This window comes from Shewanella pealeana ATCC 700345 (assembly GCF_000018285.1).
Lineage (GTDB): Bacteria > Pseudomonadota > Gammaproteobacteria > Enterobacterales > Shewanellaceae > Shewanella > Shewanella pealeana.
This window is the reverse complement of record NC_009901.1, coordinates 3955197-3969170: the sequence shown is the minus strand read 5'-3', so window position 1 is coordinate 3969170 and position 13974 is coordinate 3955197. Positions and strand designations below refer to the sequence as shown.

Annotated in this window: 10 protein-coding genes; 6 read left to right on the top strand and 4 right to left on the bottom strand. The window is 44.3% G+C overall.

What is annotated here, in order from left to right:
- Nucleotides 1-48: 48 nt before the first annotated feature.
- Nucleotides 49-936, bottom strand: coding sequence for a prohibitin family protein (locus SPEA_RS17095; RefSeq protein WP_012156453.1), 888 nt, complete (start codon nt 934-936; stop codon nt 49-51).
- Nucleotides 937-1468: 532 nt separating this feature from the next.
- Between SPEA_RS17095 and SPEA_RS17090 the strand changes: the two genes are divergently transcribed.
- Nucleotides 1469-3352, top strand: a complete 1884-nt coding sequence (locus tag SPEA_RS17090; RefSeq protein ID WP_012156452.1) for a beta strand repeat-containing protein — start codon at nt 1469-1471, stop codon at nt 3350-3352.
- Between the two features lie 73 nt (nt 3353-3425).
- On the opposite strand, the gene SPEA_RS17085 is transcribed toward SPEA_RS17090, so the two are convergent.
- Nucleotides 3426-3674: an HP1242/YdcH family protein gene (locus SPEA_RS17085; protein ID WP_012156451.1), complete on the bottom strand. Its 249-nt coding sequence runs from the start codon at nt 3672-3674 to the stop codon at nt 3426-3428.
- Between the two features lie 492 nt (nt 3675-4166).
- Here SPEA_RS17085 and SPEA_RS17080 point away from each other — a divergent pair, with 492 nt between their 5' ends.
- From SPEA_RS17080 to SPEA_RS17070, 3 genes are all read left to right on the top strand, one after another.
- Nucleotides 4167-5357, top strand: a complete 1191-nt coding sequence (locus tag SPEA_RS17080) for an alginate export family protein (protein ID WP_012156450.1) — start codon at nt 4167-4169, stop codon at nt 5355-5357.
- 259 nt (nt 5358-5616) lie between these two features.
- The gene (locus SPEA_RS17075; RefSeq protein WP_012156449.1) at nt 5617-7086 is read left to right on the top strand and encodes an MBL fold metallo-hydrolase RNA specificity domain-containing protein; all 1470 of its coding nucleotides are present in this window, start codon (nt 5617-5619) and stop codon (nt 7084-7086) included.
- Between the two features lie 145 nt (nt 7087-7231).
- Nucleotides 7232-8191 (top strand): hypothetical protein, encoded by a 960-nt coding sequence (locus tag SPEA_RS17070; RefSeq protein WP_012156448.1) that lies wholly within the window; start codon nt 7232-7234, stop codon nt 8189-8191.
- A gap of 27 nt (nt 8192-8218) precedes the next feature.
- Here SPEA_RS17070 and SPEA_RS17065 read toward each other — a convergent pair whose 3' ends face one another.
- Nucleotides 8219-8632 carry a hypothetical protein gene (locus SPEA_RS17065; protein ID WP_012156447.1) on the bottom strand — a complete coding sequence of 138 codons (414 nt, stop codon included), beginning with the start codon at nt 8630-8632 and terminating at the stop codon, nt 8219-8221.
- A gap of 413 nt (nt 8633-9045) precedes the next feature.
- On the opposite strand from SPEA_RS17065, the gene glnD reads away from it, so the two are divergent.
- Together glnD and SPEA_RS17055 are read left to right on the top strand one after the other, a co-directional pair.
- Nucleotides 9046-11619 carry a [protein-PII] uridylyltransferase gene (gene glnD, locus SPEA_RS17060; RefSeq protein ID WP_012156446.1) on the top strand — a complete coding sequence of 858 codons (2574 nt, stop codon included), beginning with the start codon at nt 9046-9048 and terminating at the stop codon, nt 11617-11619.
- A gap of 46 nt (nt 11620-11665) precedes the next feature.
- Nucleotides 11666-12256: an HAD-IB family hydrolase gene (locus SPEA_RS17055; protein ID WP_012156445.1), complete on the top strand. Its 591-nt coding sequence runs from the start codon at nt 11666-11668 to the stop codon at nt 12254-12256.
- A gap of 165 nt (nt 12257-12421) precedes the next feature.
- Here SPEA_RS17055 and SPEA_RS17050 read toward each other — a convergent pair whose 3' ends face one another.
- Nucleotides 12422-13966 carry a glutamate synthase-related protein gene (locus SPEA_RS17050; RefSeq protein ID WP_012156444.1) on the bottom strand — a complete coding sequence of 515 codons (1545 nt, stop codon included), beginning with the start codon at nt 13964-13966 and terminating at the stop codon, nt 12422-12424.
- Between the last annotated feature and the right edge of the window lie 8 nt (nt 13967-13974).

Sequence of the window (13974 nt, the reverse complement as noted above, 5' to 3'; positions counted from 1 at the left end):
GAACCCTTAGGTTCCATTTATTGTTTTACGTTGATGAATATTGTGTTGTTACTTGCTTGCGTCGCGAAGATCCATAATGGGCATCGCGCCTTCGCCCATCATAGTCATAGGTAATCTGCCGTCCCATGCTTGTGCTTCAGTAAGTTTAACAATCAATGGATTGTTCTTAAGTGCCTTAGCTTTGGCTTCAATTGCCTGTGCCTCAGCTTTACCTTTTAGCAGTATGGATTGCGCTTCGGCCTCAGCCACTTTAAGAATGCCTTTCGCTCGTGCATCGGCGGTGTTTACTGCTCTTAATGCTTCAAGGCGTTGACGCTCAAGCTTATGCTCCTCAGCGGCAGCAAGGTTCTTTTCTGTCTGCTTGATTTCAATCGAGTTAATGTATTTTTGCGGCAGAATAATGTTTTCAATTTGAATGTTATCGACCACAACAGGGAAGCCTTCCATTTCTTCGGCTAAGCGACGCTCGATGCCCTGAATTGCACTGGCTCGGTCTTGTATAAGCTGCTCTGCTTCAAATTGAGGGATAGTGTCTTTGGTTGCCGAGCGAAAACGCGGGTCCAGAATGCGTTGTTCAAATTGAGTAAGGCCGCCGTAACGTTTAAATAACTCTAACGCGGCTTCTTTATTAACTGTCCAGTTAACCGAAACCTCAATTGTTACTGGCATCTGTTCTTTAGTACTAGAGGCCATTTTCTCGGCATTCTTACGGGTACGCACTTCAATCATCTCGACGGTTTCAATAAAGGGGATCTTAAAGTGTAAACCAGGATTTTGTTGATCCTTGGCTTCGCCAAAGCGTTTCACTACGCCGACATGACCTTCAATAACGATGAAGTAGGAGTTAAAGATGGCGATGATTATGAGTGCAAGCGGTAGTAGCTTTACCACTGAAGCCGATTTGAAAAATTGGCTAAGTTTTGATTTTTGTAGCATTGGAGTGTCCTTTCTAAATATGCGCAGCAAAGATACCAGTAAAGTTACCACGATGAAATGATTGTGTGCTTTTGGTTGTGTTTGTTTGTTTTTTGTGACTCTCGTTTTTTGTTGCACAAGTATTTTGGAGCTTGAGTTTTTAGGGGGACATGATGAGTTTCTGTTTGATCATACGCGGTTTCATTAAGTTGGAATTTTACTTGTTTGCACACTTTTGAAAGGGGGCGAGAGAAGGGCGTGGGTAGTAGTTAAGTCTATATTAGCTGGGATTATACGACTTTAGGCTAGATTGGCTTAATACTTTGGGGGGATTCAGAGATTGCTTGCACTGCGCATAATCAGTGCCAATAATTTGGCGGCATGCTTTAAGTGTTTATCAATATAACTATTTATTGCACATGTTATTGCGCATGAGCTGTTCAAATATTGTGTCATTGGAGCTGACTGCTAACTAAGAACAATAGCTCCAAGTCGTGGTAAACAGGCTTATCTGTTACCTCATCATGATAACCAAGGGAAAGGGTATAGGGATATGAAACACACTAAAATTGCACTGCTGGTCTCATCAGCGATATTTGCATCGACTAGCGCTTACGCAGCAGAAAGCACTAATAATACTGCAACAGTAAATCAAGCTGGTGATACCAACCAAGCATACGTATCTCAATCTATCGAAAGCTCAAACAATACTGCAACAGTCGATCAAAACGGTAGCACGAACGAAGCGTCTATCTCACAAACTGAAACCTCTTTCGCGACTGCTGATATTGATCAGTTAGGTAATGGTAACCAAGCCAATATCCAGCAGCACGATGAGATTAGTACTTCGACGGCTACAGTTGACACTACTGGTGATGGTAACTACGCAAGCATCAGGCTGCAACGCGGCACACAAGAGCAAGCGACTGCGATAATCACCCAAAATGGTGATACTAACGATGCGAGTATTTTCCAAGATAGTGCAGATGGCTCACTATCAAGCATTACTCAAAACGGTTCTGGTGATACGGCATTTATCAATAACATGGCAACAGATCACGCAAGTGCAACCATCACCCAAAATGTAGGTGGCGGTAATAATGCAACGATTCAGCAAGGTGATGCTGATTATGCAACTGCAGAGCTAAACCAAACAGGCAGTGCGAACATTGGTGTTATCGACCAGTTCACTAATGCAGATGATCATTATGATAAATCAGACTCGACAGTGGCGACCCTTAACCAAAATGGTGCAGGCAATAATGGTTATATTAGCCAAACAGCGATGCAAACCACAGCGAATGTTAGTCAGTTAGGCGATGCAAACATTGCCAGTGTTTCTCAAACTGGTGAACTTGCTGTAGCAAACCTTGAGCAAGTTGGTAATAACAACCAAGGCTATATTAACCAGCAAGCTAATGACTCAGTTACCGCAACACAAACAGGCAATGGTAACGGCCTTTTTGCTAATCAAGCGGGTTCAGAGCATTTAGGTAATACGTTAAGCGCTAGCCAAACAGGTAACCTTAACAACATCTATGTAAATCAAACTGCGGATGCGGGCACTTCACAGTCTGCTATGGTTGAGCAAATTGGTAATCAAAACCAAGCATCAGTTAATCAGTCAGGTGCAGGCCAAGTTGCTAATATCACTCAAGCAAGTGACTTAAGTGTTGTTTCGTTAAGCCAGCAAGACCAAGGTAACAGCGCCACAGTTAATCAGACTGGTACAGCTCAAACGGCAACCATTACTCAATTTGATGAGTCAAACGTTGCCAACGTGACACAGGGTGGTTCAAACAACCAACTAACACTGACTCAAAGTGGTAGCACTGCGGGTAACGGTAATGAAGCAATTGTAAGCCAAGCGGGTAACGGTGATGCAGCCGTTATTGTTCAAGTAGGCGAAAACAATACTGCAGTTGTTGAGCAAGCAGATGACAGTTATGGCAACAGCATTAGTATTAATCAAAATGGTGAGGGTAACTATGCTGGTGCTGGCACGCGTTATGGTAGCGGTAGCCAAATCATCATTGACCAGCAAGGTTCTGATAACGTCATTACGGGGGGGGGGAATACACCTAGTTATTACGGTGACACCGTTGGTGCAGGTACTTGGGGAGCGGATAATATCCTTATGGTTTCACAAGATGGTACCAGTAACCGTGTTTATGCTGATGCATCGCATGACCAGTCGGTTGTTGATATTTCACAAACTGGTGAGTTTAACGAAGCATCAGTTGAGTCTTGGTGGGGCGCTGAAAATGATATTACTGTAGCTCAAACAGGTGACAATCACACTACAGACGTATTTGTTTATGGTGGCGCAGGTAACCATGTTTCAATTATGCAATACAATGCAAGTAACACTGCTGTTGTGACTTCTACGGGAAGCCATAATAGCGCGACAATCATTCAGGGTAGCATGCCTCAGTAATGACGTTGATATATTAAAAAAGGGAGCTTCGGCTCCCTTTCTGCTTTTTTGGCGATAAATGTATTGAAAATATTTATTGGCTACTACTTTTGCTAAGGCGATAAAATAGTGAGTCTTTTAACTCCGCTCGATCATGTTTCAGTTGATGCATAGCATCGTCATCAATGGGCGCGCCTCTTAACTCAAGATCTCGGATCTCTTTATCCAGTGCATTATAGTGTTTGGTATCTTTTGCAAAAGCATCGTCGCTTTGGCAAAGCTTAACAATAATATTTTGGTACTCAGGAAACTCATGAACAAGTGAGTGGTCTTCGCCTAACATATCAACCCCTAAATAGTGAATGAACAGTTTTGTTACTTAGGTAAGTAAAGCTAATCGTTGGATTAATTTCAAGGTTGCTAGTAGAGGTTTAATACTTACTTAATAATTAAGCTTATTTAGACCATTGTTGTCTGGTTACTTTTAGCTTTTGAATAATACCAATTGGATTAGGTATAGGTCTGATTTTTATCTTTTAGCATTACTTTGCGATGGCATTTGGTTTAATAACGCATTTCTAGTTGATTCGAATAGCCAGTGATGACTCCGCTAAAAAAGTCACCGCTACAAGTTATTTAAGCTGTTAAAAAATTAGGAAATCAAAATAAATACCTACTTGTAGGTATCCCTAAATTAGTATTCGATGATGATCTTTGTCACAGATATTAAATCTAAATTGTAATCAAGGTGTAACATTGTTTTAGATCAAAAAGTTAAATCTGTTTCATTAATATAACTGCATGTGAGAATGATGAAACGAAAGGATTACAATAAATGAAAGTCCATGCCCTTACCCTAGCTGTACTCGCAAGCTTAGCTTCAACTGCCGTAACCGCAGAAACCGTTGACCCACTAAAGAAAGCCTTTATCGATGACTCCGCTGTAAAAGTACAGTTCCGTCTTCGTTATGAAGATGTGGATGTGGCGAATGTTGATCAGCAAAATCAAACCACCTTGCGTACCCGCCTGAACTATCAAACTGGCGATCTGTATAACTTATTTGCTGTTGCCGAAATTGACGATGTTCGGTCTACAGATAATGAGCCATTGATTGCAGATTATAAATATACCCAAATTAACCAAGGTTACATTGGTTATAAAGGCCCTGCTGAAACGCTAGCAAAGCTTGGTCGTCAACGTATTTTACTCGATAACCAGCGTTTTGTGGGGGGGGTGGGTTTCCGCCAAAATGAGCAGACATATGACGCGGTTTCGGTGAAGAACACTGCAATCGAAGGCTTGACGGCATACTACGCTTATGTGGCTAATGTGAACCGTATTTTCCCTGAAGGTTCAGGCAAAGAAGAACATGAAAACGAAACTAACTTAGTCAATATCAACTACAAGGCATTGGATTTCGCTAAGATCTCTGGTTATGGCTATTTAATTGATAATATTGATGTACCCTCTTTTTCTACCGATACCTATGGTATCCGCGCAACGGGTGATATCAAGCTTGATTCATTAAAGCTTAGCTACGAAGCAGAATATGCACAGCAGTCAGAAGGTAGCGATAACCCTGTAAGTTACAGCGCGTCTTACTACAAGCTAGGTGCAGGCGTTAACTTCGATGCTTTTGGCGCCAAAGTTGGTTACGAAGTACTGGGCTCGGATGACGGCAAGGCTGGATTTATCACGCCTCTTGCGACATTGCACGCCTTTAACGGTTGGACAGATAAGTTCTTGTTTGGTGGTAAAGGTAACTGGGAAAATGGCCTAGTCGATACTCACTTCATTGTTACCGCTAAGCTTGCAGGGCTAAAACTGTTGGCTAAATACCATATGTTTGAATCTGATTATGGTGACATCGATATGGGTAAAGAGTGGGGCGTTGCTGCGACTTATCCATTTGCTAAGTACTATAGCGTAGGGATTAAATATGCCAGTTTCAGTGGTGCGGATGCGGGATACGGTTTCTCAAATGATACCGATAAATTATGGCTAACAATGCAAGCCAAGTACTAAATGAAACTGGACGTAAGTCTAACTTAGTTGTATTGAGCCCACACATGGGCTCAGCTAAAAGCTCCCATTTATAAGCAGGATACTTAAGTTATTCCTGCTTTTTTTATGGAAAAAGTTTGAGAGTCATTTCCGAGATATTTTTAGCCTAATTGCTAGTCGAAAAGCCATTGAGGGTTTATCTTTTAAGCATAAGCACCACAAATGCCCCCTGTGTTGAACTCGCCTAAAGGGAATAAAGGTGCCTTTGAGGAAGAATGCCATGCAGATGACTCTGTCTTTTTTAGGTGCGACTCAGGAAGTGACAGGCTCTTGTCACTTACTCACGATTGATGGACGACAAGTGCTGCTCGATTGCGGCTTGATCCAAGGGAGTAAGGCCGATGTGTTGCGTAATCACGAGCCTTTTGCCTTCACTCCATCACAGATCCACGCAGTAGTTTTAAGTCATGCTCATATCGATCACTCAGGTCGGCTCCCTCTGTTAGTTAAATCTGGGTTTACAGGCCCTATCTATAGCCACAAGGCCACGGTAGAGCTGTGTGGCGTCATGCTAAAAGATGCCGCCATGTTGCAGGCAAGAGATACTGAAAGACTCAACAAGAAAAGGGCAAAGAATGATCTGCCTTTGCTTGACCCCTTATTTGATGAAGCTGATGTTGAGCGAGTGATGCTACAGTTTGTGGCACTAGATTATGGCGAGAATAAAGAGGTGGCCCCTCATCTTAAAGTATGTCTGTCGGATGCGGGGCATATTTTGGGCTCTGCTGTGGTTGAGCTTTGGTTAGGAGAAGGTTCAGAAACTAAGAAACTGGTATTTAGTGGCGATCTAGGCCGCGAGGGGATGCCGATTCTTGATGATCCAACATTCATCGATAGCGCAGATCTGGTGTTGATGGAAAGTACTTATGGTGACAGGCTGCATCGCAGTTGGGATGATACCCTTGAGGAGTTGAGAGCGATATTTGCCCGCACCATTGAACAGAGTCGTGGCAATATTCTGTTGCCAGCATTTTCGGTTGGCCGAGCGCAGGAGCTGCTCTACCTGTTTCATCTCTACGCTAAGGAGTGGGATCTCTCTCGCTGGCGGATCTGCCTCGATAGCCCTATGGCAATCAAAGCGACACAGATCTATGTCGATAATTATGGCCTTATGGATGAGGATTTTAAACGCTTCACCCATATGTCTCCCGGCAAGCACCCTCTACTGTCCAATGTGGACTTTATCGACACCACTGAGGAGTCGATGGAGCTCAACCATATCCACCAAGGACTAATTATTATCGCAGGTAGCGGCATGTGTAACGGTGGTCGAATCCGTTGTCACTTAGAGCACAACTTAGCTAATAGCTTCTCTGACGTGATTATTTGTGGCTATCAAGCGCATGGTACTCCTGGGCGACTCTTGGTGGATGGCGCAGAGAGTCTGACTATCAGTGGGCAAAGCATTAATGTGGCGGCAAGGTTACATACGGTCGGAGGACTCTCGGCTCATGCGGATCAGGCGGAGTTATTGTGCTGGTATCGACACTTTAATGATTCTCCTCCCATCGTATTAGTACACGGAGAGGTAGAGGCGCAAAAGGTGTTACTAGCTCAACTTAATGCAAATAGCAGCTTAGCTCCTAGACAAAGTGCGATAGCAGAGCAAGGTAATTGCCTGGATCTTAGTCGGCTGCCTAAATTTGTTTGGTTACCGAGCGCTCTTGGCAATGGGAAGCAAGATGAGTGAGCCTCAAGATGTAAAACCTCTGTGATGGATGATACTATCTCGAAACATTAATGTCATATTCAGAGTGTCTAGCTTGTCGTTTAAGTGGCTGTTATTTATTGTTTTAGCCTTTCATTTTGCCCCTGCTTATGGGGGGGGGATACCTGTGCCTAGCTCTACAAAAGTGAGGCCTGCGGAGCTTAAACCAACGGAGGCAAAGTCTGTAGAAGTTAAGCATGAAGAAGTTAAAGCCAGCCTCGCCCCTGAAGATGACCCATGTTATAGCGAGTCACAGATGGAAGAGGCGATAGATAAAGCCTTCGATTACCTCAATACTAAGTTTTGCCAACCTGCGATCTGGTTTGATAACTTTTTTGTTGATGACAGGATCGAAGAGGATGCGAGGGCTGGCACCATAGTTCGTTGGTATAACGACTTTTCGCACTATGAGAAGGAGGGCTTTAAATATCGGGCAAACCTCAATGCCAGATTGAATCTTCCCGGGGTGACAAAACGGTTAAAACTTATCTTTGATACGACTGGGGAAGACGATCCATTCGGCTTTATTCGTTCGCCTGATGGTAATAATGAAACGGATATTGGTCTCAGGTATGACTGGTATGCGAAAGACCGGGTTAGTTTTAACATCAAGGCCAACTTTAAGCCAAAAATCGAAGCTAGATGGCGCTACACCTATCCGATTTCAGACAATACCGTTACCCGCTTAACTCAGAAGCTTTACCAAGAGAAGAAGGTCACCGGTGAATCAACCGAGTTTGATATTGAGCATGCGTTTAACGAGACTTTCGTTGCCCGCTGGAGTGCCGTCGCGCAATATGAGAATCGAGATAACGGTTGGGAGTTTGGTTCTAGTTTTAAGGTTTATCAGTACATCAATAATAAACAGGCAATGAGTTATCAGGCCAGTATTTACGGTGTCGATGAGCCTTATCACTTCGTTAAAGATGCCAGCATTAGCCTGACCTACAGGCAAAACTACGCCAGAGACTGGTTATTCTTCGCCATTACCCCTGAATATAATTGGAGTAAGGAGGATGAGTTTTCGATGCGGATCAATCAGTTCATCCTAACCTTTACTGTCGAAGTGTTATTTCAGAATGTGTAGTTCTAAGCAGGGATAGATAAGCATTAATTAGACTGCGTCGGGAGCTATGCTGCTGTCTTCTTCATCTGGGATTGCAGTCACTGGATTGCTTGAGGGGGGAGTCACAAGTTCAGCCAAGATAATCAAGCTGTCGGTGTAAGAAAAACCATAGCCATAGCCGCCAGAAGTGGTGACACCATTGCCTAGCAGATGCGGGTCGCTGAAGTGATCTTCAAAGGCAAAATCTCCAGAGAGCACAGGCGTTATCTGCACCACCTTATAACCAGTATTGTTGAGGCTTTCTATTGCCAGCTGTAGATCGGTATTGAGCCGCTCGCTATCTATTTTACAGGTGGAATATTCAAATTCCGATGTCTTTGGCTTAGCGGCCCACATCTCTTCGCGCTTATCGGTTTCAATCTTGGCGAAATAGCTCTTCACTAATACGATTTTCTGCTTCATTGAGTCGCCTTTAGTTTGTCATAGCCATGTTATTGCTGGCTATGGCTTTAGAGTAGTCTGTTTTAAGTCACAGACTACTCTATTCGCTTAAACGGGTAAATATGGTTAACTTGTTATTATTTAAGGCGCATATATAAAGTTGATACAAGCTTGTTGGTCTGGTTTTCCCCATTGAGTCATTGAGCACTCCAATGCTATTTTTTTGATATATCTAGCCTAAGTTTACCAGTCGGAAGCTAGCTAAGGCTGAGTCTTGTTGAAAAAAAGTCTTGCAATTGTTATGGTTGTGGTGCAATTAATCCAGTCAAATCATGTTTTCTGCGGGCTAATTAGAACGTTGAATGTTGTCATCTACCTTATATGTATTAAGGTATAAGCAAGTGGTTATATAGCGAATAGGAAAAAGCCTTATTATGTCTAGTATATTGGAACTGAATTCTCTCTCGGAGTTGAAGTTTCATATAAAAACCTTCGACGAAAAGCTTAACGAGCAGTTTTTAACTCTGCCGGTGCAGACTCTATTAAAGAGGCGCGCTAAGCATATAGACGAAATGTTGGTTTCATTATGGAAGATGTACAACCTGCATAATACCTCGATGTCGCTTAATGCGGTGGGAGGATATGGTCGAAGGGCGCTGCATCCTAGATCCGATGTCGATTTAGCCATCATCATAGAGCAAGAGTTATCCCCGCAGCAGCAAGAACAATTATCGCTTTTCCTTACCCACCTCTGGGACTTTGGCTTAGATATAGGTCAAACAGTTAGAACCCTCTCTGAATCGATAGCGTCAGCAAGATCCGATATCACCATTGCCACCAACCTGCTCGATATCCGCTGTTTAGTTGGCTCAAAAAAACATGCGCTGACCATTAAAGAGCAGCTTTATCAAAATGAGCTGTGGACCAGCCTGTCTTTTTACGATGCCAAAATGGCCGAGCAGCAAGTCAGACACAATAAGGCGCTGAACACTGCACTGTATTTAGAGCCTAATCTCAAGAACAATCCTGGTGGCCTACGCGATGTACACACCATTATGTGGATCGCACAAAAGCATTTCTCACTGGCCAATGCCAATGCCCTTAAAACCATAGGATTTTTACAGCAAGATGAAGTCTATGAGCTATTAGAAGCCTATGACTTTATCTGTCGCGTTAGATGGGCATTGCACTGTGTAACGCAATCGGCGCAGGATGTATTGCTGTTTGAGCACCAAGCTGGTGTGGCCGAGTTTATGCAATTTGGCCAAGGTGATAATAGCCAGCTGGCGATTGAGCGTATGATGCGCCAGCTCTTTAGGGCCATGACTCGCGTACGTGAGTTAAATCAGATCATCTGTGACTCTTTTAAGCTCGATACCCTAAACGAAACCGAGCGCGGTAACCTGCAATCCATCGATAAGTATTTCAGCGTATGTAACGGGCTCATTGAGGTGAAATTTACCCAAGCTTTCATTGATAAGCGTCAGGTCATACGTATGTTCAAGCTGATTGCCGAGAACGATAATATCGATGGCATTGCGCCGCAAACACTGAGATTACTCAGACAGACCCGCCGTGGGCTGCTCGGCGAGTTACAAGATTATCAGGGGTGCCGTGAAGAGTTCTTAGCTATCTTGTCCCATCCTAAGGGCCTACGTAAATGCCTTGGTCTGATGCATCGCTACGGTGTATTAGCGGCATACTGCTCACAGTGGCATGCAATTGAAGGTCAGATGCAGTTTGATATGCACAATGCCTTTACTGTGGATGAGCACACCTTTAAAACGATTCAGTATATCGACAGCTTTGCACTCAATAAGAAAAACAGCCTCACCTATTCGGTTTATCAAAATATCGGTAATCGGTTTGCACTGGTGTTTGCAACGCTTTGTCATCACCTCTCTGGTAAACAGGCGATAGAGAACAGTGAGTTGAGTGCTATTCAGGCTAAGGAACTTGCCGAAGAACACCTGTTAAAGGCTTCAACCACGGCGCTTATCTATTGGCTAGTGGCCAATCAAGATTTACTGATTAGCGCAATTCAAACTCAGGATATCAGCGAGCCGGACGTGATTAAGCACTTGGCTAAAACCATAGGATCGCAAGATAAACTTAACGCCCTATTTCTTTTCACCATCGCCGATATGATGGCGACTAACGAAAGCTATTGGAACGATTGGCAGGAGAGCCAGCTAACTCTCTTGTATATGGCGCTTCGTGACGCGTTAAAACAGGGAATAGAAAATATCTTCGAGGTGCGTACCGTCATTCGCGAGAATCAGACGGATGCCAGGGCAGAGCTTGTAAAGGCGGGGATCGATGAGGAGCGTCTAAGCCAGTTCTGGCATAGCTTGCCGAATAATTTCTTCAGTGGTAACTCTGTAGAAGATATCGTTGAGATCAGCCAAGGCCTCCTCGAGGGGGTTGCGGGTACGACCCGAGTCTTAGTCGGTAAGAATGGTGATAATGGCTTTACCAGTATTTATGTTTATACCGAGGACAGGCCTAAGTTGTTTGTCGACCTGTTTAAGACTTTAGCTAGCTCTAAGCTCAAGGTCAAAGATGCCCAGATGATGCAAACTAAAGATGGTCAAGTGTTGGAGATCATCAAGGTACTGGATCATAAAGATGAGCCAATTGATGATGAACCAAGAATAGAGCAAATCGTTAAGCGCATCTATCGCGCGATTGATCAAAAAGACAGACCTAGGAAGCTAGTTACCCCTAGAGCCTTAAAGAACTTTGATAGTCCTCCAGTGGTTACTGTGCTGCACACCACCAAGAAAAACAGAGCCTTGCTTAAGGTTAATACTTTAGATGACCCTATGTACCTAGAGCAGATCTGTAATTTATTATCTGAGCAGAATCTGAGTATCCACTCGGCAAAAATAAGTACCTTAGGAGAATGCACCGAAAACGTATTCTTGGTATCGAATGCCGAGAAAAGCTCTTTTGGTCATGATGAACAGCTAAAGCTGGTGGATATTATCGAAGAGGAAATCGCTTAAAAGCTGTAGAATACTCGCTATTGTTCTTGCCGCTAGGGAGAAAGACTTGAAGCTGGTTTTGTTTGATTTTGATGGTACCTTGACCCATCAAGATATGTTCACCAAATTTATTATCTACTCAGCCACGCCGGTACGATTAGTGCTTGGCGTGATGTTTATGTCTCCCCTTTATCTGTTGTACCGCTTAGGCTTGATCCCCGCGCGAAAGCTTAGGCCCTTGGTGAGTTTTTTTGCCTTTGCTGGCCGCAATAAGCTTGCTGTCGATGTCATTGGGCGTGCTTATGCTGACCAGGTTATTTCTAAGCATATTCGACTAGATGCAATGCAAACACTCAAACAACATCAAGATGATGGTGCCACCATTGTCTTGGTCTCAGCTTCGCTCGATCTCTACCTTCGGCCTTGGTGTCAGATGATGAATATCCAGCTTATCTGTAGCGAAATGGCGAGTCAGGGCAAGCGTTATAGCGGTTATTACAGCGCAGGAGATTGCAGCTGCAGCGCTAAGGCCTACAAGGTATCGCAGCAGTTTGACTTAAGTGCTTTTAGCCAAATCTACGCCTATGGTGATACCAAAGAAGATCTTGCCATGTTGGCACTGGCCGACAAAGCTTTTATGCAAGGCGTCGAGCAGTAAGTCTCTGCTTTAATTTTTAGCCCTAAACCACCTTCTTCAGAAGGTGGATTCTTTACATTCCGTTTATTTCAAGCATCTTTGCCATGGGTAGCCGTAATGAAAAAACCCAGCAGAGTCAGGTTTTCATTGAGAAGCCTACAAGGGAATATGGGCCAATGACAGTTATTAAGGTTCACAAAATCCGGAATATTTAACCCCAGTTAAGCGAGCCATCTCAATATGCCAGGTGGCTAAGTCATCTTTATTAAACTGGCTGAGAGAGTCATGACCACAGGCACGGGCCATTACCTGCATAAGCTCGACAGAGGCTTCAAAAAAGTTGTGTAACTGTTTGGCTGATTTATCAATATTGAGCCTTTGACGAAGATCTGACTTTTGAGTGGCAATCCCTGCTGGGCAGTTGTTGGTATTGCACATTCTTGCCGCCACGCAGCCAATAGCCTGCATGGCGCTATTAGATACCGCGACGCCATCGGCGCCTAAGGCCATGGCTTTTACAAAGTCGATGGGAGTGCGTATACCACCAGTGGCGATTAAGGTCACTCGACCACTCTCACCTTTTTGGTCAAGGTACCTTCTGGCTCTAGCAAGGGCTGGAATCGTTGGTACGCTGATATGATCGCGAAAAATTTCCGGTGCGGCTCCCGTTCCGCCACCTCTACCATCGAGTATGATGTAGTCGGCACTGGCGTCTAGGGCGAATTGGATATCGCGCTCGATATGATTGGCACTGAGCTTAAAGCCGATTGGGATCCCGCCTGAAACCTCTCTAACCCTGTCGGCAAAACGTTTAAAGTCAGCACTGCTTTTTAACTCGGTAAAGGTTGGTGGAGATATGGCGTCGACGCCCTCAGGCAAACCGCGAACTTCAGATATTTTGCCGACATTTTTGCTAGCTGGCAGATGACCACCTGTGCCTGTTTTTGCCCCTTGCCCGCCCTTAAAGTGAAAGCTTTGTACTTTGCAGAGCAAGGCTTCTTTATAGCCAAACTTAGCGCTGGCTAACTCATAAAAATAACGTGAATTCTCGGCTTGTTCATCGCTCAATATGCCGCCCTCACCAGAGCAGATCCCTGTTCCCGCTAATTCGGCGCCGCGAGCGAGGGCAATCTTTGCCTCCTCAGATAATGAACCAAAGCTCATATCGGAGACGAATAATGGGATATCGAGCTTGAGAGGCTTTCTTGCCTGCGGCCCTATGATGAGCTCGGTTGTCACCTCAACATCTTCCATTAAGGGTTTAGTGGCCATCTGCGCCACCATGAGCTGCAAGTCGTCCCAATGCGGCAACTGATTGCGTGGCACGCCCATGGATGTCATGGGGCCGTGATGGCCCACTTTCGATAAGCCTTCTCGGGCTAGCATGTGAATATATTCAAGCGTTGGCTCTTCAGCCGTATTGTGAGCAATGGGAACCGATTGGCTTGTTGTCGTTGTCTCTTTTTCTTTTCCCTGTTTTCCAATGTCGCTCTGAGTGAATTGCTTATGAGATCCATCACAGAAGGGCGAGTTTGCTGTGTGTTTGCACTGGCACAGATAAGAATCTTCAGTTTTGTCTGCAATAAATTGCTGAGGTTTGAATGGGGTTCCTGCGTGGGAGCCATCGCAGAAGGGTTGATTCTTAGATCGCCCACAACTGCAGAAGTAGTACTCCTTTCCTTGAGTGAGGCTGACTTTTATGGGCTTATTATCTGCGACTATTGGCTTCATGCTTTACC